The sequence below is a fragment of the Pelagimonas sp. genome, from assembly GCF_050633425.1.
Classification (GTDB): domain Bacteria; phylum Pseudomonadota; class Alphaproteobacteria; order Rhodobacterales; family Rhodobacteraceae; genus Pelagimonas.
This window is the reverse complement of the sequence record NZ_JBOEGM010000032.1, coordinates 39029-60836: the sequence shown is the minus strand read 5'-3', so window position 1 is coordinate 60836 and position 21808 is coordinate 39029. Positions and strand designations below refer to the sequence as shown.

18 protein-coding genes are annotated in these 21808 nt (G+C 52.9%); 6 read left to right on the top strand and 12 right to left on the bottom strand.

Features of this window, described 5'->3' with window-relative positions; all coding sequences use genetic code 11:
• The 5 genes from ACRBB0_RS23005 to ACRBB0_RS22985 all read right to left on the bottom strand — a co-directional run.
• Positions 1 to 275: hypothetical protein (locus ACRBB0_RS23005; RefSeq protein ID WP_431376818.1), on the bottom strand; the 275-nt coding region annotated here is incomplete at its 3' end.
• A 125-nt stretch (positions 276 to 400) separates the two neighbouring features.
• Positions 401 to 2161: an ABC-three component system protein gene (locus ACRBB0_RS23000; protein WP_431376817.1), complete on the bottom strand. Its 1761-nt coding sequence runs from the start codon at positions 2159 to 2161 to the stop codon at positions 401 to 403.
• Positions 2158 to 2403: an ABC-three component system middle component 6 gene (locus tag ACRBB0_RS22995; RefSeq protein WP_431376816.1), complete on the bottom strand. Its 246-nt coding sequence runs from the start codon at positions 2401 to 2403 to the stop codon at positions 2158 to 2160. The genes ACRBB0_RS23000 and ACRBB0_RS22995 overlap by 4 nt, the downstream gene beginning before the upstream one ends.
• Entirely contained in the window at positions 2400 to 3311 is a 912-nt protein-coding gene (locus ACRBB0_RS22990) for an ABC-three component system protein (RefSeq protein ID WP_431376815.1), read from the bottom strand. Before ACRBB0_RS22990 ends, ACRBB0_RS22995 begins: the two co-directional genes overlap by 4 nt.
• Positions 3311 to 3874 carry a recombinase family protein gene (locus ACRBB0_RS22985; protein ID WP_431376814.1) on the bottom strand — a complete coding sequence of 188 codons (564 nt, stop codon included), beginning with the start codon at positions 3872 to 3874 and terminating at the stop codon, positions 3311 to 3313. Before ACRBB0_RS22985 ends, ACRBB0_RS22990 begins: the two co-directional genes overlap by 1 nt.
• Before the next feature lie 386 nt (positions 3875 to 4260).
• On the opposite strand from ACRBB0_RS22985, the gene ACRBB0_RS22980 reads away from it, so the two are divergent.
• Genes ACRBB0_RS22980 through ACRBB0_RS22970 form a run of 3 tightly spaced genes read left to right on the top strand, consistent with a single transcriptional unit; the run spans position 4261 to position 9005 of the window.
• Positions 4261 to 6114 carry a hypothetical protein gene (locus ACRBB0_RS22980; RefSeq protein ID WP_431376813.1) on the top strand — a complete coding sequence of 618 codons (1854 nt, stop codon included), beginning with the start codon at positions 4261 to 4263 and terminating at the stop codon, positions 6112 to 6114.
• Positions 6108 to 6485 (top strand): hypothetical protein, encoded by a 378-nt coding sequence (locus ACRBB0_RS22975; protein ID WP_431376812.1) that lies wholly within the window; start codon positions 6108 to 6110, stop codon positions 6483 to 6485. Before ACRBB0_RS22980 ends, ACRBB0_RS22975 begins: the two co-directional genes overlap by 7 nt.
• A 3-nt stretch (positions 6486 to 6488) precedes the next feature.
• A complete protein-coding gene (locus ACRBB0_RS22970; protein WP_431376811.1) occupies positions 6489 to 9005 on the top strand; it encodes an Hsp70 family protein in 2517 nt (838 codons plus the stop codon).
• 132 nt (positions 9006 to 9137) lie between these two features.
• Here ACRBB0_RS22970 and ACRBB0_RS22965 read toward each other — a convergent pair whose 3' ends face one another.
• The 6 genes from ACRBB0_RS22965 to ACRBB0_RS22940 all read right to left on the bottom strand — a co-directional run bounded on the left by ACRBB0_RS22965 (position 9138) and on the right by ACRBB0_RS22940 (position 16966).
• Positions 9138 to 9935: an NYN domain-containing protein gene (locus ACRBB0_RS22965; RefSeq protein ID WP_431376810.1), complete on the bottom strand. Its 798-nt coding sequence runs from the start codon at positions 9933 to 9935 to the stop codon at positions 9138 to 9140.
• A 51-nt stretch (positions 9936 to 9986) separates the two neighbouring features.
• Positions 9987 to 11180: a GIY-YIG nuclease family protein gene (locus ACRBB0_RS22960; RefSeq protein WP_431376809.1), complete on the bottom strand. Its 1194-nt coding sequence runs from the start codon at positions 11178 to 11180 to the stop codon at positions 9987 to 9989.
• Positions 11173 to 13224 carry a DEAD/DEAH box helicase gene (locus ACRBB0_RS22955; protein ID WP_431376808.1) on the bottom strand — a complete coding sequence of 684 codons (2052 nt, stop codon included), beginning with the start codon at positions 13222 to 13224 and terminating at the stop codon, positions 11173 to 11175. The genes ACRBB0_RS22960 and ACRBB0_RS22955 overlap by 8 nt, the downstream gene beginning before the upstream one ends.
• A 2-nt stretch (positions 13225 to 13226) precedes the next feature.
• Positions 13227 to 13631, bottom strand: coding sequence for a hypothetical protein (locus ACRBB0_RS22950; protein WP_431376807.1), 405 nt, complete (start codon positions 13629 to 13631; stop codon positions 13227 to 13229).
• Positions 13624 to 16383, bottom strand: coding sequence for a class I SAM-dependent DNA methyltransferase (locus ACRBB0_RS22945; RefSeq protein WP_431376806.1), 2760 nt, complete (start codon positions 16381 to 16383; stop codon positions 13624 to 13626). The genes ACRBB0_RS22950 and ACRBB0_RS22945 overlap by 8 nt, the downstream gene beginning before the upstream one ends.
• Before the next feature lie 361 nt (positions 16384 to 16744).
• Positions 16745 to 16966 (bottom strand): hypothetical protein, encoded by a 222-nt coding sequence (locus ACRBB0_RS22940; protein WP_431376805.1) that lies wholly within the window; start codon positions 16964 to 16966, stop codon positions 16745 to 16747.
• A 169-nt stretch (positions 16967 to 17135) separates the two neighbouring features.
• Between ACRBB0_RS22940 and ACRBB0_RS22935 the strand changes: the two genes are divergently transcribed.
• Positions 17136 to 18746, top strand: a complete 1611-nt coding sequence (locus tag ACRBB0_RS22935; RefSeq protein ID WP_431376804.1) for an RcgA family putative transporter — start codon at positions 17136 to 17138, stop codon at positions 18744 to 18746.
• Entirely contained in the window at positions 18736 to 19740 is a 1005-nt protein-coding gene (locus ACRBB0_RS22930) for an alpha/beta hydrolase family protein (protein WP_431376803.1), read from the top strand. The genes ACRBB0_RS22935 and ACRBB0_RS22930 overlap by 11 nt, the downstream gene beginning before the upstream one ends.
• Positions 19741 to 19747: 7 nt before the next feature.
• Here ACRBB0_RS22930 and ACRBB0_RS22925 read toward each other — a convergent pair whose 3' ends face one another.
• A complete protein-coding gene (locus tag ACRBB0_RS22925) occupies positions 19748 to 20833 on the bottom strand; it encodes an OmpP1/FadL family transporter (RefSeq protein ID WP_431376802.1) in 1086 nt (361 codons plus the stop codon).
• A gap of 599 nt (positions 20834 to 21432) precedes the next feature.
• Between ACRBB0_RS22925 and ACRBB0_RS22920 the strand changes: the two genes are divergently transcribed.
• Positions 21433 to 21801, top strand: a complete 369-nt coding sequence (locus tag ACRBB0_RS22920) for a hypothetical protein (protein WP_431376801.1) — start codon at positions 21433 to 21435, stop codon at positions 21799 to 21801.
• Positions 21802 to 21808 lie beyond the last annotated feature (7 nt).

Here is a 21808-nt window from a genome sequence, read left to right as displayed (position 1 = left end):
CCCCAGCCGGAACAGACCCCAAGATCAACAGTTGTGTATCCCATGACGACGTGATCAACTCCGCCATCACCGTCTGGGACAGGCTTGAATTTTGCCCCAATGACGTCCATCGCATCAGCTTCCGGGACCGCGTTGACCAAGCATTCTTTGGCGAGCAGAAGAAGACCCGCGTAGTAATTGCGCGCTGCACTCAGCATCCGGTCGTCGTCACCGGTCTGGAAGTCCTCAATACCAAGTTTGATTGAGGTGATTGCATTCTCGAATATCTCAGACATTTTCCAACCCGGTCCTCTAGCGCGGATCAAACGAAATAGACTATCGCGCGTATGCTCTGCAAGTTGAAATTATATGCCTAGTTTGCATTCAAACCGTGCGCGCAATCTACCCCGTCAATCCGCCGCTATCCAAATCTGAGCCCAAACAGGCCACCCGTTTCCTCTTCGTCTGTAAGGCGGGTCGGATTGACGTACTGGTGCACATCGAAGCCGTATTGGAACCCATCCTCGGGCAGCGCGTCAGAATTCATGGTCACGATGTATTGGAAACCGACCTTTTCCGCGTGGCTAGCCCCGAGTTGAAGGGCCTTAGCGACTTGTCTCTCATCAACACCATCGAAAAGATGACTGTCATGGATCAGGAAGCCAGGGCCAATTCCGCGCTTCGTCGTCAGTTCGGCCAACATCAGATCGAAACAGAAGATCTGCATGCTGTTGATGCCCTTGCTCCGTTGCGCGTCGATTGCAACTTCGAACGTGGGGCCATTGGGTGTCGCAGCAATTGTCAGGTGTCCGGCCTGCTCGTAGAGCGAGGTGGACAGTTCTTCGAAAATCACGATGGCATCATTCGTGATGTCATTGCGCTCATGAAGATCGGCTTGAAGCGCTTGCTGCAAACGAGCTCGTTCAATGTCGAGTTGAACTTTCGTGCTCTCGATCCGCTCGGCAATCTCCAACTGCTGACGTAAGGCCTCCACTTTTGCTTCGGTACGCCCTGCTTCTTCTTGAAGGCGTGAGTAGTGTTCCAGCGCCCCCCCTGATTGAAGAATACCCATGAGTTGGCCGCGGCGACGATCCAACTCTAGTCGCTGCGCTTCCCGTGCTGCAATCCGCACGTCGGCAGCAGTGATTTCCGCCGAAAGGTGAGCCTGCCGGTTTCGAATGATCGCCTCATGAAATTCCGACACCTCTTCGAACCTGCGCGCAACGATTTCCGGAAGGACGACGTCCGCTTCCTTATACAACTTTTCGACGTTGGTAATCGCAGGCGGTTCTTCGCTTTCCAAGGCAGTTCTTAGTTGCAGCACAAGTTCCCGATCAATCAGGTTGTCATCGTTGATGGTGGAAATTGAGCGCGTAATCTCTGAAGCTTCCTGCTCCATTGAAGCATACTCCGGAACGACGTTGAACTCAGCGAGCTGCTTTTGAAGCTGACGGGCCTTGGTTTCTGCGATCGCTAACCGCGTTCGAAAGTCGGCAGAGTTTCCGTAAAATTCACCCAGGTCGCCTTTCTTCGCCGCTTTCCGCAGTTCTGCCATTGCACTCTCTTGGGCACGCGTTTCCTGAAACTGCTGTGCAATGCTGGCATCCAGCCCCAGAAGATAAGATATAGCAACCTGCTGGTCCCAATTCTGCTGTGGTCCAGATTGCTGGGTTGGTTGAACGAACCCTCCACTGCCCTGTCGGCGTGCAAAATAGGAAAAGAGTGAACGGAATGTCGGTCCGAACCGGCTGATAGCATCCGGATCCGTCGGCAGATCGAACAGCAAAGCGCCCAGATCGGCTCGCCAGTTTGTGTTCGACAGCACGAGGTCGCCGGTCTTGCTATCCAGATCGGGTTTGATCGGCCAATGCTCCGTCTCGCCCAGAAGTTTGATGCGCGCAGGCTTCTTGCCCGACCGCGCGGCAGAGATCGTGTGCCCGCTGATATCGGTCTGCATCTCAAAGGTGTGCGATGTCAGTTCATCGGAGCGAAAGATGCTGTCAGGCTTGGCGTTGCCCCCATAGATAAAATGGACCAGTTCGACAAAGCTGGTCTTCCCTGCTCCGTTTCGCGTCTGCCGATCCGTTGATTGCGCCGTCTTCTCAGCCAAGAGAATGTTAAGACCCGGACCGAAGGTCAGGCTTTTGAAGCTCTCCAGATCACTTGTGAGGTTGTGGATCATGTCGCGCCCTTACGAAGTACGCCGTTTTCAAAGCTTATCGCATTTGTGATAAACAGCAGGTCAAGTGCGAGAATGAACCAATCGTAGTTTATGGGTGCCACCCCCACTGCTTCGCCACGTTGCCTACGCACTTCGTCCCAAACCCGCGATACCGTCATCGGTCCCTTCAGACACGCCAATATATCGGCACCCACGGTCAGGAGCGCGCGTTCGGGACGGATATGTTTGGTTGGCAGGATCATGTGTCGGCCTCCGCTTCCACATAATCCTCAAAAATGTCGCAACGCTCGAAGAAATACGACATGACGGCCAAAACAGCGGCTTGGTGCTGCGGTGTACCGCTCATTCCACCCGCGAAGTGCTGAAGCTCCATGAAAGTATGATCTGCAGAGTGGCCTTGTTGTTTCAGGTCCTGGTAGCGATCACGGAAGCCCTGAGCGATCTCCTCGCCAAAGTCCGGGTTCGGAAACTGGTTGAAAAAATCCTCTACCAAACGCTCCCTTCGGCGTCCCTGACGCAGAAGCTCTGCCGCATCGTCGGACAGATCGTTCGCTTTCAGTTTTGAAGCAGAAGGTGCCGCCAAGGACGGATTTTCATCTGGGTCAATCCGCTGTATCAGCATGACGACAGGTCGCAGTGCCTCGAAATCAAGTTGTGCAAGCGTGCGCTGCGTCGGCGCCGGGCCGAACAGATCTTCGAGTTGTGGTGCTGCCAGCGACATAGTGATGTCGAAGATCTCAGGGTAACTCATCTGGTCGAGCGAAACGCTCGGGTTGGCATTGCCAAGGTCAATTAGTTGCTGAACCGCATCGGCAGGAAGGCCATCGTCGTCGTTGTGCACGAAAGTCCAGCGCTCCATGCGCAGCCCCCAATGCGCGACCGCCCCATTGAAATCTTCATCGACTTTCGTTTGGAGCTTATCGAGCTTCGTCGTTTTTGGCGCGTAGCACTGAAACACAGTCTTGTCGCTAACCCGATAGCCGTCACACTTCAGATCACCCTTGTTTCCGTATGGCCGCACGGCCTGGAAGTCGCCCGCGAATGCATGACCCATGATCCGGGAGAACAGGTCCTCGAATGCCTGTCCCCGGCTTTCAAGGAAGGCAATGCGGAACTTGAGCTGGAAAAGATGCCTCTGAAGCTCGTCCATTACCGGGTTGCCCCGATGGCGCGCTGGATGGTGCTGCGGTTTACCCCAAGTATCTCCGCCATGCCCGAAACCGTCTCTCGCCTTGCCGCTATGGCAGCCTTCGCGTGCTGGATTTGTGCGGGTGTCAGCGCAGGAGGTCGGCCAAGCCGTTTGCCGCGTTTCCTTGCGGCGGCAAGCCCCGCCTTGGTGCGTTCCTGGATCAAGTCCCGTTCAAATTCCGCCAAGGCTCCCATAATGTGAAACACAAGTCGCCCACCTGCGGTCGTCGTGTCGATCCCGTCCGTGAGGCTGCGAAATTCTATGCCGCGATCCCCGAAGAGCTTCAAAAGGTGTATGAGATCAGCAATGGACCGCCCTACCCTGTCCAGCTTCCAGACCACAAGAAGATCACCGTCGCCTATAAGCTCCATTGCCTCTGAAAAACCTGCGCGCGTTTCAGCCGCTTTCGAGCCACTTTGCGCTTGGTCGGTGATGATCCGGTCGCACCCGGCTTCCGTCAGCGCCTCGATCTGTAAATCAAGGTTCTGTTCTTCTGTAGACACTCTTGCGTAGCCGATTTTCATAGAATCCTTTTGCACCAGGTTTTTGCGGCAGTCCAGCACAATTGGAATCAATGGCTTAGTGGCAACGCAAAAACTGCCGCAAAAACGGTCCTTTTCGCAGCAGCGCCATGGAGAGCCCCGGCCCCGTCCCAAAACCGTGTCGCTCAATGCTGAAATTGCGCTACTGATTTGTGCACCATGCTAAGCGCTTGGTATTGCTGGGACCGGAAGTGCGGTGCAGATGTCATGAATTGTGCAACGAAGCTGCCAGTGCTAAGTGCTTAGGTTGCTGGAAAAATAGTTGTCATCCAACACTGAGCATCAAATGGAAATTTGGCTTTTGTTGCTGAGCCAGTAGTGCATAAGTGTAAGTAGAAGTACGATGATCTTGATTTGAAGAGATGAATATGAGTACCGGACCTTTTGACCTCACCACCAGGGCCTTTAATGTGTTGAAGGCCGACTATGTCTCCAATCGATCAGACATTGCGGAATTGGTTGAGGATGCCGAGTTTGATGAGGTTTTCGATCCTCAAGAAATCCAACGCGCACAGCAAAGCCTATTGGCACCAAATACCCGTCTCGAACAAGAAATCTCGTGGCTACCGGAGTTAAGCCAAGCTCAAACGTCCAATGTCTTGAACCTAATCGCATCGGGTGACCTTGAGGCGCTTATTGAATCATCCAAGCATGCTCCAGAGCTGGCCAAGGCGAACATCTTGGCGCATTTTGCAGGCACAGGGAATGTCAACGACAGCTTGTTCCATGCTCTCGTGGCGGCATGGGATGAAATTGATCAAGCGACCCTTCTCAGTTTTATCAATGAAAATCGTCTTAGCGCCGGTTTTCCCCGCGTCGAAAACCGGCAAATGTACAATGCGTTGAAGGAGCTTGAAAAACTGCATGCCAGATCAGCAGCGGAAGGGATTTGGACACTAGATCGCCCTGGTGAAGCCATGGACTGGATTGTCGAAGCCGAGCTGAGAAGGCAGCCTTCGAGTTCGTTCCTAGAGCAGTTTGTTCGCAATTATGACACCCTTAGCGAACCTGACTTAGCCCGCATAAGCGATGAGATCGACAAGGTCATATCGGACGCTGAAAATACCGACGCCGATCTAGAAGCACTTGTAACACAAGCATCTGATCTTCTGGTTCGGTGGGATGACGTTAATCAACCGGTTCAGGTCTATGAACAGCATCAAGGCCATGAAGAAGGCCGATCAAAACGGATATACGAAAAACTGAGGTCACTTTGTTTGGACTTGGCAAACAACCGCAACGAATTTGCCGAAGCGCGACGGCTTTCCGAGGCGCTGTTGCGAACCTTCCCTGAGCTAGAGTCGGTTGCGGAAGTCCTCAAGGGAGATGTGGCGCAGCTCGAAACGCTAGATGAACAGCAAAAACTCCACCAGGAATACAAGGCGCTTATTGATGCGTGCGAAGCCGCAAAAACTAAGGTGCCGACACCGGTTTCTACTGTCCTGAAAATTTTCAAGGATACGGTTTCCAGAGGGGCCGATGATCCCATTGCCTTCAACATTGTGCGCGACCTTGCATTGCACATTAACAACGATTGCAACGACCCACAGACCGCTTTCAAGCTGTTAGATGGAGTCCTGACCTTTTCTGGCGCTCGACCTTCCCAAGAGCTTGGAAAAACTCTTGAAGAAGAACGAGCGGTTCTGCATCGCAATTGGAAAATGAACGAACTTGAAAAGAATTCCGGCAATTTGACAGGCATGTCGGAAACTGTGGGCGATTTGCTGAAATATGCGAGTGGATCTGAGCGCGCGGAACTTCAGCAGCTAAAGGCAAAGTTGGATCGAAAGCGATTTGGCAAGAAGTTGAAGTGGGGTATTTATGCCTCAATTGCGGCCGTCATTGGATTCTTCGTGATTGCAGATGAGATGGATAGGCCGTCTAGCCGCTCTACCTATCAGCCATCCTCCCCAAGCGTAGCGACACCAACGCCCGCGCCAAGCGCATCGGCTGAGGCTAGGCCGCCCGTAGGGCAAGGCTTGACATTCAATCGTTCGCAAATTCGTTATTGTGTTTTTCAGGGACAAAGACTTGAAACGATTAGAACGTTGACGAACACAAATTACCAGATTGATCGGTTCAATGAGCTCATCGCCGACTTCAACTCTCGATGCTCAAATTATCGATATAGAAGTGGCGCTCTAAGCTCGGTTCAGCGCGAGGCGCGTGAAAAAGCTGCTGAGCTGCGGGCAGATGCAAGGAGGATTGTTTCTTCATGGTAGGCTCAACCCCACAGACATTAAGCGCCGAAGCAGTCGCACAGCTTTGCGTCGAATTCTGGAAACTGTCCAATGCGACGAGGAAAGCCATTGATCGACTTCCAGACGGCGCAAGCCGCAGGTTGAAAAGCCAGCTGAACTTCTCAGACCGTCAATTGACGATGCTTGTTGACCAGCTCGGTTTAAAAATGATCGATTTTGAAGCCGAAGTGTTCCACGACGGATTGGCCGCGTCGGCAGACAATGCTGGAGACTATCCAGATGAAACTGATCTCGTGGTATCGAAAACGCTGGAACCAACCGTTATGGCGGATATGAAGGTTATCAGGTTAGGACGCGTCCTTGTTGAGCCGGCAAAAAGTGAAAAGGAATAAGCATTGTATCTTGGTATTGATCTCGGAACTTCGAACTCGGCAGTCGTCGGCCACATCGATGGTGCAACGCGTCTCTTCAAGACGTCGGATGGCACGGATGTGCTGCCCAGTGTGATTTATCTGGACAAGCGCGGGCACAGGTTCATCGGGAAATCAGCCTATGATCGCTTGCTTTCGGCTCCGCAGAATGTCGCTCAAGGATTCAAGCGATCGATGGGGACCAAGAATCCTATCTCCTTTGCGGGGCAAACGTGGACGCCGGTTGAGTGTAGTGCCGAAATCATCAAAGCGCTGGTAGGTCAGGCGATGACCGAGGCTGGCAATCAGGAAATTGAGGGCGTGGTCATCACAACACCCGCCGCATTCAACCAAATGCAGAGCGAAGACACCATCTCTGCCGCGCGATTGGCCGGTTTGGAAAAAGTAAGCCTGTTGCAGGAACCAGTTGCAGCTGCTTTGGCCGCAATTGCACACAGCAAACAAAATGACGGTGTTTTCTTAGTCTACGATCTCGGAGGCGGGACCTTTGACTTGGCTTTGGTCATGAGCACGGCGGGTGTCGTCAACGTGATCGCCCATGAGGGCATCAACATGCTTGGCGGTCGTGACTTTGACAGGATCATTTTCGACAGCATTGTGCGGCCCTGGCTTACGCTGACGTTCAACCTCCCAGCGGATTTTCAACGCAACGAAAAGTACAAGCATCTTTCGGACGTCTGCCGCCATGCTGCGGAAAAGGCGAAGATCCAACTTTCGGCGTCTTCGACGGCCTCCATTTTTGCGACAGAGGACGAAGTGCGTGCGTCTGATGAGGACGGTGAAGAAATCTACATCTCCATCGATTTGACGAGAGAACAGATGACCGATTTGATCAAAGATCGGATCGATGACTCGATTGCTCTTTGCCGCAAGATTATCACGGCCAACGGATACAAGAATGACGACATCTCAAAAATCGTCCCGATCGGTGGCCCTTCGAAGATGCCTATCATCCGAGACATGTTGCAGGCTGGCTTGGCAATCGAAGTGGAAAGCGGCCTTGATCCTATGACCGCCGTTGCAACGGGCGCTGCAATTTTCGCGGAGAGCCGAGAATGGGCTGGTGAAAGCTCCACGCAGAAGAGCGGGAAACAGAGAGAAGCCGTCACGGGCAGCGTCTCTTTGGCTTTAGACTTCAAGTCACGCGTTGCCAACGAAGCGACCAAGGTTCGGCTGAAACCGGCGGCAGACATGCCAACCGGGCATGAGGTGGAAATCCTTGATGAAGAAGGGTCTTCGACAGGCAGAATTCAAATTGATGGGCCACTCAGCATCAACGTAAATGTTCGAAAGAACGGCGAAAACCGTTTCAAGGTGACCGTGTTCGACCAACAGGGCAAGGCCGTCGAGGATGCGTCACGCGAAATCGTCATCACCCGAGCGGAAGCAAGTGCTGCAAGTGTCCCGATGACCTACACTCTGGCGGTCAAGATTCAGCATGGCTTTGTCGGATATGAGCGGAACAAGTTGGAGGTCCTTGTAAAGAAAGGGACGGCGTTGCCTACACAAGGTAAGCAAACCTTCCGAACTGGCAAGACACTCGTCGGGGGCGAGGATGACTTCATCGCAGTTGAATTTTATGAGATGGCAGATGACATCGACACCCCGGAACACAACCTACATATCGGTAATTTTCGCCTGAACAGTCGAGATGAATTGGAGCGCGGTGAACGGATCAATCGAGGTGACGATTTTGTCATCGATTGGAAAATGAGCGACAATGGTACGCTCAGCTTTTCGGTCGAATTGCCCTCATTGGGGCGTGTAATCGATGCGACCAACCTTTATCGATCCGAAGATGGCGGCATCAACTATGACGGCCAGCGTGGGGCAGAGGTTGCCACAACTATGCTCGCACGTGTTGAGAGCGATCTAGACGAGCTTGAAACCACGCTCGATGAAGATGCCGATCCAAGTGGCGACATTCGCAAGCGGATTGAACGTCAGCATGCGGCGCTTTCTACGTCTGTTGATGCAGACACGCATCGTTCGGTAGCCGAAGAAGCCCGCAAGCTTCGCCAGGAGGTTGCTTTGCTAAAGATGTCACCCGAGAACGAAGAACGGGTGCTGGATGACGAAGTCGCCAAAGCGGAAACATCCTTTGACGAGCTGCGAGATATTGCGCAACCAGTTGACACTGAGCGGCATGACAAGCTTTTGGTCACGACCCGCCGATCGATTCGGGAAAAGAACTATGATGCCGCACGTCGCTCACTAGATGAGATGCAAGGTATTCGCATGAAAGTCTTGGCCGAAAGCCCTGATTTCTTGATTGAAATTTTCAGACGTTTGGCAGAAGAGCATCACTTGGCGGTTGATGAAGCGCTTCATGCACAGCTGGTTGAAGCAGGTGTTGAAGCGGCAAAATCCGGTGACGTCGAAAGGCTGCGGATGATTATAGGGCAGATGTTTGGCAACCGAGTCTCGACCGGAGCTGATGCGACTGAAATTGTTGAACTGGCACACCTTTTAGGATCCTAGGACAATTGTTGCGGTTGGTGGATACCCCAGCCTATCTTCTTGCGCATATCTCACCCCTCGGATGGGCGCATATCATTCTAACCGGCGAATACAGATGGCGGAAAATTAAGACTGAAAGGTGAATATGGTGTTCTATGCCTTGCGAACTGACTTTGACTCGCCGGTAAGACGTACTCGAACAATGGTCGGGTTTTCCCCGACACGCTCGACTTCAGCGACACCAGAGGCGTCCACCAAATCAGTTAACCGCCGAAATCCGAAATTACGAGCATCGAAGTCGGAAGCTTGTTTGGCGAGGTGCGCGCCAACCCTTGCAAGATTTGCCTTCCCGTCATCTTCAGTAGTTGCATCAATAGCTTTGACAAGCATGTCGAGTGTGGCCGCATCCAGCACGACTTTCTTCTGACCAGTTTTGGTAGCAGGTTTTTTGAGCGCGGACGGACTGCCCTTGTCAAGGTTTCCGCCGTCCTCGTGTTGTTCAATTTCTGGCGTGTTCAGGATGTCGAAATAGACGAACTTGTCGCAAGCGGTGATGAATGGTCGAGGTGTTTTACGTTCGCCGAAACCGTAGACCGTTACACCCTGTTCTCGGACTCGGGCGGCCAGGCGAGCGAAGTCGCTATCGCTCGAGACAATGCAAAATCCTGAAAAACGACCAGTGTAAAGGAGGTCCATCGCATCGATGATCATAGCTCCGTCAGTCGCATTCTTGCCAGTAGTGTAGGCAAACTGCTGAACGGGCTGAATAGAGTGTTCGAGCAAACAGTCCTTCCAACCATTGAGATTCGGTTTGGTCCAATCACCATAGATGCGCTTAATACTCGCAGAGCCGTAGTTTGCTATTTCTGCTAGCAATCCCTCAACAATCTTAGGAGAAGCGTTATCACCATCAATCAATAGCGCAAGCGATTGGTTCTGTTCGTTCGTCATCGTATTCCTCAAAACCTAAAATGCCATTTGGCAGACACTTTCAAGCAATGTCTATGCCCCTCGCCTTGTTAGTTTTGCCCCTTGCGGATCATACCGGAAACCAGAGATCGTTCCGTCCTTGATCCGCTCGACCGCTTCCTTGATCACAAACAGCGGCACGAGAAACCACTCGCGAGGCACAACTGGCCGTCCAAAACGATCCATGATCTCGATCTCAAGCCGCGCGGGTTCAAAGATGCGATGGATCAGGTTTTCTAGCTTGGTCCGATTGATGTTATAGAGCTCGTATGTCGCTACGATTTCGACATTGGCCATCAAGAACGTGGGCTGAAGATGTGCCCCCGCTATGCGCTTTTCCACACTCATGTTGGTCACACCAATCTTATGCACCAACTCTCTATTTTCCGCGACGAGCGGATGATCGGCCTTGCTTCGCAGTACATAGATCGTGCCGCTCGCCTCGTCTCCGTCGATGGTTTGGTCTGAAAACAAAGGTCCGGCTGTCGGCTCGGTGATCCGCCGCCCCGCCTCGTCTTTGTTTAGGGAACGCTGAAGCGAGCGCATGAGCATCTTGCTCTCAGTGCCGTTGTCGAAAATCACGCGCAAACGGGCATCCGTGCGCCCTTGGTCGGTAATGGTCGTCTCACCCTTCTCGGCAACATAAGCTATTTGACCGCTGACAATGAAAAACCGCCCTTTCTCTATCTCAGCCTTCATCTCGAAAGGTCGCGTGTCCCGCAGTCCGCTATCCAGCTCCTTCTGCACCTGCTCAAAGAGGGGTTTAAAGGTGTCAAAGTCTTCGCATTTGTCACGGCTCGCAATATCTTCAGCAGCCTTCTTTTCAGCGGTCGATCGGACGTGCTTCAGCTCCGTGATCGGGGGGGCTTCGACCTCGATACCAAGCTCGGCCAGAAGCGCATCATCATCGAGCTCTCCCGCATCGGCTAATGGGGCTTGAGCCGCACCGGTCAAAAGCCCCTGACCATCCAAAGGCTCAACAAGCTCACGACATTCTTGCAGCTCACGGATGCGATCCAGCCGAACGGCGTAGAGGCGTTCGAAGATGTCTCGGTTTTCACCGTGCTTAGGCGCGGAACCATGTTGCCCAGTGAAGCGCTGTATCTCTTCAAAACCTGCAATGATGCGCTCTTCGCGGGGTGTCCGCGTGACGGCTTTCTTGGTCTCGACCTCGACGCCGAGCTCAGCCAGGAGCGCATCATCTTCCTGAGTGAATTCTTTAGCCATTGGCGGCCTCCTGCTTCATGCGCACGAGGTAAGCCACGCCCTCAGCCATCTTCTTTTCCCAGGCATCCGGGGAAGTGATGTCAGGCAAGCGTCCGCGCTCCTGCTTGAACTTCGCGGCGCGGCGCGCCAAGTCTCGCGCCTCTTCTGGCGAAAGCTGCACCTTCTTCGCTGAAATCACGGATGCTACCTGTTTGAGGCTTTCCTCGCTCATGGTCTTGGCCAGGATCGCATAGGCTTCGCCAAACGGATTGATCCGGTCGATCAGGTCGATGTCGAGCTCGCGCACGTCCATCGCAAATTTCCGCACCCCGTCGATCAGCGCCGTGTTGCCATTCACCTGCGCATCATCGGGGGCAGAAAGCGCGACCTCCTTGGCTTTCTGGGTCAGATTCAAGGCTGCAACGGCATGCTGGCGCACGGCCTCCTGATCCTCTGCATCAAGCTCGGGGAACTTCGCCCCGACGATCTTGCCCATGCGCACCTGTGTCAGCTCTTCAGGCACAAGCTCTTCATCGAACAGCCCGCGCTCGATCGTTGTCTTGTCCTGAACAAAGGCGGTGATCACCTCGTTCAAATCCTCTTGGCAAATGCGCTCGGCCTCTTTGCTATTCGGCTCTGCCAGCCCCTTGATCTCGATCTGAAACTGTCCGCTTTCCTCGTTGAAACCGACATTCTCCTTCGCGGGGTTATATCCACCTTCGCCATAGTCAAAGCCTTCAACCGGCCCGCTCTTGGGGCTCTTCGGTGTGAAGTTGAAACGCGGGGCAAGCACCTGCTCCATGAGCAAGCTGGCAGCGATCGCCTTCAGCGTATCGTTAACCGCCTCGGTGACGGCGGCTTCTGCTGCATCAGGCTCGGCAATCAGGTTGGTGAAACGGGCGCGGCTCTTGCCTTCGGCGTCACGGGTCGCGCGACCAATAATCTGAACGATCTCCGTTAGGCTGGCGCGATATCCGACTGTGAGCGCATGCTCGCACCAAATCCAGTCAAAGCCCTCCTTGGCCATCCCCAGAGCGATGATGATATCCACATGATCGCGGTTGTTCTTCTGGGCGGGGTCTTTCAGCGCGCTTGATACCTTGTCGCGCTTCACCGCCTCGTCGTCCACCAGATCAGCGATCTTCAGCACCCGCCCCTCAGGCGTCTTCACAAGCTGAAAGCCCGTCTTGGGGTCTGATCCTTGCCAGTCGCCCAGGGCGTCGATGATGTGCTCGACCTCCTGATGCTTGTCCTTCGTGCTTTCGCGCGAATTCACATTCGGGATGTGCAGGATCGTTTTCTCATTCGCATCGAGCACTTTCAGGATGTCGTCAGCATAAGAGCCCGAATAGAAGAAATAGCCGATATCGAGCGTTTTCAGGTATTTGTAGCCGTTCAGCTGCTCGTAGTAGGTGTAGGTGATGGTATCGAACTTGGCCTCGTTCTCAGGCACCAGGATCGGAACAGCATCCCCGCGAAAATAGCTGCCGGTCATGGCCACGACATGCACGCGGTCACGGGCGATGAATTCATTGAGCTGCGAGCCAAGGATACTGTCTTCGCTCGCCGATACATGGTGAAATTCGTCCACGGCAATCAGTCGATCGTCAAACGCCTCGATCCCAAGTTTTTCCACGGCGAAGCGGAAGGTGGCGTGGGTACAAACAAGAATTTGATCGTCGCTCTCAAGGAATGCCCCAACTGATTTAACCTTGCCGCCGTCCGTCCCTGGCGAGTTGCATAGGTTCCATTTCGGAGCGACCGTCCAATCTGCCCAGAACCCGAACTTACTCAGCGGCTCGTCGTTGAAGCTTGCCCCGATCGACTTTTCAGGCACCACCACTATCGCCTGCTTAATCCCTTGGTTTGCCAGCTTGTCGAGCGCTATGAACATCAACGCGCGGCTTTTACCCGAGGCGGGTGGCGACTTGATCAGAAGATACTGCTCGCCCCGCTTCTCATAGGCACGCTCCTGCATCGCCCGCATGCCAAGCTCGTTGGATTTGGTTGATGCGCCATTCTGGGCGTAGGTTACTGAAACTGAGGGAACGTTCGTAATTGTCATTTTTAAACCTTATAGTCATCCAAAATATCTTTTGCCCATACCGGGGGCTGGGGCCATGAGTAAGCGCCTGCTTCCAACCACGATTTGGACGACCCGATCTTGTCGAGTTTCAAAATCCGCTCCAGCATTTCATCGTGAGGGTAGACGTAGCAATCATCGCCATTGAGAAAGGCAATGTGGATGTCCTTGCCCAAGTATTTCTTGTCGATGGTCATGCGGCCCTTGAGCTGAATCTTCAGAAAAACAACGCCATCAACATGGCAGGCCAGGAAATCAGCACCTTGCCAATCATCATTCAAGCGCAAGCAATTATAGCCGTAGTCTGCAAGCTCACCTGCAACCTTATGAAAGTTGTAGTTTTCCTTTTGGCGCGAGTTCAGTTTGGAATATGGGACACGTTCAAACATGCTGCGCCGCCCCGACCTTCGTCGTCATTTTGGTGTAGAGCTCAAAAAGCTTTTCAAGCCGCTCGGTGTCGTTGCGGAAGCGGCGACCGATGTAGATGCGTTCAAGCACCTCATCGTTCCGGTCATGGGCAGCGCGCAAGTCGTCGGGCATTTTCTCTGGATCGTAGAGTTCGGCGATGGTTGCGGGGTAATGCGCCTCGCGCGCCAAAAGGATGTCTTCGGCACAGCGGGTCAGGTCTTCCTTGTTCTTCTCAGTAAGCCTAGGCATGGGAAAGGTATTCCAGCCAAGTGTGTTCGAATAGCGCAACCTAGTTTCCAACTGGCCACAAACAGTGGCAACCCAAATCAGGTGAACCCGCGAAGACAAGAGAGCTAAAGACCAAACTGGCGCATCGTACAGAGCAAATGCTAGATTGGTGACAATCGAACGTTTGTCTAGAAGCCCCGCTTGCAAATAGTGCCTACCCTCCGAGGAAACTCCAGGAAGAATGATAGTGTGACTTTCAGCAGAGTGCATTTCTCGAAATTGATGCGATCGAGCAGCCATCTTCTGAGTGCCTTTGTCTCGACTATTAGATCGCATCTTCCGTACTGCTTCGATTCGATCACGAATGGCAGGAATTGCAATCGCCGCGTCAAAATCGGCATCCTCGACCCAAACGCAATATCGCTCCTGGCCTCGTATAAACTCAGCTGATCCAAAGGCACGGCGCGTCAACTTTCGCCTCTGACCTTCAGAGAGGCCCATAGCTTCAAGCGCTTGCGGACTCACCAGAAGGTTGCCACCATCTACAGGCATATTACCAAACGCCATATCTACAAGTCCCGAGAGGTTTTTTCGTCGTCCTTCGACTACGATGTTTTCTCCAGATGTTAGGTATGGTGTTATGTTGTTGACCACACGGGAAATCGTTTCCCCGCCTTCGTCTTGATCAAATATTCGACTTGGTTTCGAAGCGTCCCTCGACAGCCCTACAATCACAACGGTGACGCCTGCATTGTGGCTGGCCAAATTCGCCCATTTGAAAGATGTGTGAGCGATATGAATTTGTGTCCCGGTCTTAAAGATTGAAGGCCACAAAGCTGGAACGCTTCGGCCCTGACAAACCGAGTTCGTACTCACAAGCGCGGATTCGGCTTCTGTATATTGCGCGTACTCGGCTGCCTTCATAAACCAACCGCCGACGTAATCAATTTGCTTCGATGAAACTCCGTGCTTGTCGAAAACTTGCGCCAAGTCTTCTTTCTGCTCTTTGTTTTGCGTTTGACTGCCTTTGTACGGAGGGTTCCCGCATATGTAGGTTTCTCCACCTTCGTTCTCAAAGTCGATCTGCGCCTGGTCGAGCGGCGACATAAACAAGTCTTCGGCATGGTGCTTCACGCCTGTGCCTGTAGGCGGGCAGATACTTAACCAATCAAGCCGCAATGCGTTACCGCAGGTGATCCAGTTCTTTGCATCAAGTGGCAGGAATTCTGCCAAGGCTTCCTTCTGCCCGCGATAGGTCACATCGCACTGATACTCGGCGATGATCAGCGCCAGACGCGCGATCTCGGCGGGGAAGTCCCGCAACTCGATGCCGCGATAGTTGGTCAGAGGTATTTCCGTGCGGCGATCGGCCTCGTCCCGCCGTTCGTTGATCTCAGCCTCTATGCTGCGCATTTCCTTGTAGGCGATGACAAGGAAGTTGCCCGACCCACAAGCCGGATCAAAAACTCTGATCTTGGCAATGCGGTTGCGCAGATTCAAAAGCTTGCGCGGGTTGCCCCCCGCCTCTTCCAGTTTCTCACGCAAATCATCTAGAAAGAGCGGATTGAGCACTTTCAGGATGTTCGGCACGGATGTGTAGTGCATGCCAAGCGCGCCGCGCTCTTCATCATCGGCGACGGCCTGGATCATCGAGCCGAAAATGTCGGGGTTGATCTTCGTCCAATCGAGGCTGCCGATATGGATCAGGTAAGAGCGCGCGATCTTGCTGAAGCTCGGCACGTCCGTTGTGCCCGAAAACAACCCGCCATTCACATAGGGAAAGGCATTCGCCCAACGGGCAACGCCCGCCGCCGTGCGATCGTTGGCCTTGGTATTCATGGCGCGGAAAAGCTCGCTGATCACCTCATGGGTGTTTGAACTGTCCTTCTCGCTCATCCGCTCGATCGTGCCGGTGAACTGATCGGGAGTGGTGAAGATGTCGGTGTCTTCGGCAAAGAAGCAGAAGATCAGCCGCGCCATGAAATGGTTCATGTCGTGACGGCGCGCTGCCGTGCCCCATTCGGGATTGTCTTTCAGCAGCTCGACATAGAGCCGGTTGAGACGGCCAGTCGCCTTGATGTCAAAGGCGCTTTCGCGGATTTGCTTGACGGTGCTGATCCCTGCCAGGGGCAGGAAGAACCCGAAGTGATCAGGAAAGTCGGTGTAGGCGCAGGCGATCGTCTCGCCCGTGGTCAGGTCTTCGGCCTCAAGATCGCGGCCATCGGTAGCCAGGACAAATTTCGCCTTGGCCTTGGTCGTGGCCCGGCTGGCCTTCAGCTCGGCAAGGGAATTTGTGACCTCGCCTTCAGCACAAACCTTTAAATGGATTTTGTTGGTTTGAAGCACGCCGCCCAGGTCGGACTTGTTTCGTGCTCCTTTGCGCAACATTTTGATGGTCGTGGCTTTGTTTCCAAATGCCAATAGAAAAGCGAACGGAAACTCATCACCATCGAAAGGCAGTTCGGCCAATGCCGATATCGCTTCCTCGATCTCAACAGCATTCATGCCTGTTTTCCCTCACTCAGACGAAAGTCTTATTTTTGAAAATAGTAACAGCAGGTTACTAGCGATGCACTCGCAAATCACGCTCGGCGCGAGCTAGGCCTCTTTTTCCTCTTTCGCTGCGCCTTGAACCAACGTCCGCTTTTCGGTTGATGGGCTTGTAATGGCAGGTTTTCCGAGTCTCAGAAACTCGAAACCCTAAGCATCTGATTTTGTTGCAACCGCAATCTCACTATTAGGGAAATCCGACAGTCCAGCAATATGTAAGGGAAACAAGGGGTTAACCTCGCATCCACCCTATCAGAGAAAGGACGTTACGTCTAGTCTAGGTGCGGCGGGCACCGACAGGCATGTTTTGTCCCCGTTATTCGTAGATGACATCGCTCTTGCGCCCGTCTTTCCACATGGGAACCTGAGCGCCAGTGTTCCATTCATAGAGCCAGCCGACGACCTCGCGCGAATGGCGGTCGAGTATGCGTTTGATGGGCGTCGCGTGAAGTCGTCTCTTGCCAGTCGGCAGGTTTTTAGCATTGGCCAAGGCGATAGCGTGAGGATCGCTCTGTGAGCGGCAGGCAGTGTCCAGCATTTGGTGTTCCCCGGATGGATTATTGAGCGGCATCGCCGCTTAAGGAAGGTTGCGGCTTGCCCAAGAAGCAAAGAGTCGCCGCCCGTCTAGGTTGAACTTCCCAAAGGGTGAAAAGCACGATATGAAACGAATGGGGGCGAAACAAAACGAATTAGAAGTTAGTAAATAGTTGATAAAGAACGGTAAATACTTTCTGCGCCCGGAGAAAAATGGTAGTGATTTCAAGGAACTCTTTAGGCACCTAGCATCGTCAGGTGCGGGACGACCGGTAGATTCAGATGGTTTTCCCGAAGGTCCGTGGACTCCAGATCTTCTCGCAGCAGCAATTACGGAGCTTGATCCCAGCGGTGCCGGGATTGAGCTGCGAACAGTCCAGCTTTGGTTTCAAGACAACGATAAGGGCATTAGCTCTGACAACATTCGATGGCTTGCGCGTATATTCGGCTGTGACGATCCAGAGGCGACAAGCGAGTGGCAAGCGGAGCTTAGTGCGGCGAGAACCAAATTTATCGCACAACGGCGAGAGAAGCGTAGTCCAAAGGATCATTCCGAGCCGGATGCGCCATTACCGCCATCTTCTCAGGTCTTAGACGCCCAAAGGATCGCTATAGCAGAACCGAACGACAGCGTTGAGACACAGCGTAATAAGCCTCGTTTCGGGCTGGCAAGAGCCTCAGAGGCAATGTTTGGTGGGTCCCCGTTGAACCTACCAGCATCGGTGTTTGCCGGTGCAGTAGCCCTTGGGTTCACATCTTACTTCCTGGGCATCCATGAAGCGACCTTTGACGCCCCAGATGGGCACATGAAACAGGTAGGATTTCTCTGGGCACCCAATTGGACATTCTTGTTCATGGCCTTCATGCCTCTGTTCTTTGCATTCGTATCTGAGCTGCTTTTCTTCTGGAAAAATGAAGGGCGCCATCGTGTCGCCGGTCATGGCGACTTGGACGACAGCGCAGATGCTTGGACGCGCAACATCGAGGCGTCAACGTATACCTTTTGGGCCGTTCTGTTGATTTGTCTGTTGTTCGCTGGTGTTTTTCAGTGGGTCGGGGTCCGACTTTTACCGTTGATGCGTGGTGGCGGTGACTATGCAACCGATTGGGGTTCCTTGGCGATTATGCGTCCTGAGGTGATTTCAGTGCCAGAAGCTATCACATTCACGGGGTTGGCTTATCTGTATATGTGCATCTGCTTCTATCTGTTTTTTGCCGCCCTGATCTTGCTCTATTCCGTGGCTCAGGACTTCGGACACGCTCAGGCAAGTTCAACGAGCCTGACGGGTGCAGAGCATCAGAATGACGTCCACCTAGTAGGCGTGAGGGTGACGCGCGGAATATTCCGGTGCACCGTTTTGGCAATCTTCGTCGCTGTGTGCATGAAACTGCAAAGTGCCTATCTCGCCTCAAGTGCAACGGACATACTACAATGGCTGTCCAGCGACATTGCGTCGATCTTCACCGCAGCGGACAAATCCGGCAGTTTAGGCGACTTCAGCGCGCCCAACCACTTCAGTAGCTTGCTGATCGTCTTGGCATCGGTATTCGTCTTTCTCTATGGTGCTTTCCGTTTAGACGTGGGAAGGCGGAACCGGATTGCCGTATGGATGATGTCAGCAACCGTAGGCTTGCTTGTTGTAGGTTACTTGATGATTGGCGCTTTCGCAGGGTTTTCCGCACTGCTCGGCATGGGGGTCATGCTGGGACTTTATGCACTAATTGTTCCGGGGTTTAGGGCGGAAAAACGGCACGAATTGAGGGACGAGCAGAGTGTATCATAGCTGGCTTGATAGGTGGGATGAACGGCGCGTACAGCGCGGCAATGAGCATAAGAAAGTCGCCAAGTTCGCCCTTGATACGGAGCTTGCATTCCCTGGGGCGAAACAAAGCGCAAGTCTCATAGACTTTTGCACTCTCGCTGATCAGGCTGTCGAAGATCCAGCCTTCTTTTGCGAAACAAACGGGTATGGCGGCGAGTACGAGCGAGGAAAAGATTGGGTCAAATTTCAATCGGACATTCAAACGGAAACGCCTGAGAATAATACCGTCTTTGCTTCGGTCACTGAAAGCGGATCAAAAGGCAAAGCTCTGGTTGTTTTTCATCATTGGAACGCCAGTAAACAGCAACGTCAGATAGCCAGCTTTTTCTCAAAGCGCGGTGTGACAGTCGTTGAGATTGCTATGCCCTATCATTTTCAACGATCACGTCCTGGCTCTGCCCATGCAGACTACATGCTTAGCTCCAACATCGGTCGAACGGTTCAGTCTGTCAGGCAGGCCGTTTTAGACGGTCGCAAGCTGATACGGTGGCTAGAGAGTGAGGGCTATGGTGACATTGCTGTTCTTGGGATGAGCCTCGGTTCTTGGGTTGCTGGCTTGGTGGCTGCTCATGACAAGACAGTCTCCAAAGCATCGTTGTTCTTAACCGCAGGAAGCCTCGCGGATATGGTTTGGACTGGTCGTGCAACACTGGCGATAAGACAAAGCCTAGAGTGCAATGTCGAACTGACCGACCTGCGCAGAGCGTGGGGACCGATCAATTTGGAAAACCACGCGGCAAAGTTGGCGCGTGCAGATCTTGATCTTCAGATGGTGTTGGGGAAACGCGACAAAGTTGTTATCCCAGACTTATCGCGGCGTTTCATAAGCAGCCTAAGAGCTGCCGGGGCCAATCCTGATGTTCTTGAGCTCAACTGCGGCCACTATTCGTTGGCACTCCCACCCCATATCCTGTTTGCTGGTCTCAGATTGAACCGGCTGCTACAACGCGGCTGACGCAGGATTAGAACTTGTAAGCAACTTTCATACCGGCAGAGATTGCATCGTTGTTGGAAAACGACGTGACCGAGGAATCAGCGTCACCAATATCAATATAACGAATACCTGTCGTCACCTTCCAATCTTCGGTTTCATAAGACACCGCTAAACCATAGCTCACATATCCGTCTGTGCCGGAAAAATTGCCCACGGTATCTCCGAGATCCTTTTCATAACCGATGGCCGCCGCACCGCTCCAATTTTCGTTGAACTTGTGTCCGATGCCCAGCTCATAGGTCCATATGTCGCTCGTGCCACTTGCAATCGGTGTGTTGACTGGTCCTACGCCTGGGACCAATGAAAAGAAGTCAGCAGGTTGTACTCTGAACTTTGACCATTCACGCCACTTTACCGATCCGAATAGAAGCGTATCGGCTGCAATTCCTGTCTGAGCGTGCAATGTGAGTGCTTGCGGAATTTCTACCTGAAACGGTGTGCCCGTATTGTCGCGAAAATCGTGGTCGGTTTTGGATTCGTAGGTGGCAGCAACGCGCAAGGCAATATCAGGAATTTCATAGGCGATCCCAGCGAGATAGCCAACTTGATAGTCCTTGCTGACGTTTAGATTGTAGGGGCTAGGAGTCGAGGCGGGTGAAACAACGGTGATCGCGCCGTCAACACCAACAAGACGCAGGCCGCCATAGACACTGAACCTATTGCCAATCTGGTACTTTGCCATGCCTGTATAAGCGATTGATGAAACCTCAGCGTTTGACCCACCAAAGAAGGCGAGCGGGCTGGAATATCCCAAAGATGCGCCTACTGGCTCGTCAATGACAAATGCCAATGTCAGACGGTCGTTCAGATCGTGTTTGTACCCGAGCGCATAGGTTTGATAGCTATCGGTGATACTGCCTGTGGGTCCGGCGGGTATGCCCGGCAACGGAACGCCTGAAACGGTCGGACTTACGGTTACAGCAGAAAATTCGAGATAGTTCTTGCCTTCTTCGAATAAGATTTGCGATGGATCACCGCGCCGTTCAATGCCGCCAGCGAAAGCCATCGACGCAGCAACCGTGAGCGCGCTGGCAGAGAGTATTATGTCTTTCATGAAACTAAATCATCTATGATTAATACCACCCGCCTCATCATCGAAAAAAGGGCTGTTTGCAAGCGATTGCAGCCGCCACAAGCAAGTTCTTGCATATGAACGGCACTTAAGGCGCGATCAACCTACGGTTATGCGGCACTTATTGGCCGACGCTTTGGATAAATCGTCCATACTCTTGGCTGACTTCCTGTGCCTCTGTAAACGCTCGACCACGTTCTACCTCCAGGCATCGGAAGTATGATTGCACATCGCTTATGTAGGTCTCGAAATCCCGCCGAATGAGGTCAGCATACTCCTTCGCTGCAATCGGATCGGAAGGCACGAACGGCCTTTCTGGGGCATAACAGGTCTCAGCGAGGGCCATTGAAGCCATAAGAACAAACAATGTTGTAAGGGCGTAGGTGCGTTTTTTTGTGAGTAGCAAGACCTGATGCCCCCCTTAGATACTGGAAAAATTCGCTGTGTAGGCTAAAAGGTGGCCTAGAAACCGCGTTTCTTCAAGTGACAATATTATAACTTGATGGACGCATTATAATAACGTAAGAACGGGGTGCCCGAGGAGGGTGCCCTGTTTGCCAACTTGAAGAGAGAGCGCAGACGTGGCGACAGACATAAACAAAGAAGCGCCGAATGTGGTTACCGAAACATTGCTCCGGTCTCTCGTTCAGAACGGATATCAAGCTGAGGTTGTATGCAGAGCCACAGCGACAAAGAAGGCCGCTGTCTGGTATGGCGTCTGGATTATCCGCGTGGTCAATAAAGATCGCACGTATGAAAAGCTGCTGGTCTCGGCAAGAAACCGAGCAACACCAGACGACGAAATTACAGCCCGAGCTTTTAAAACTGCCAACGGCCTTATCTCCTTCATGCAGGGGATGGGATTCGAACACGTTGATATCCCGCTTGTTGAAGGCGGGCGTTCAACCCACATCCTCACGGACAACGCTTTGGATACTGACAACAGCTAGCGCCACG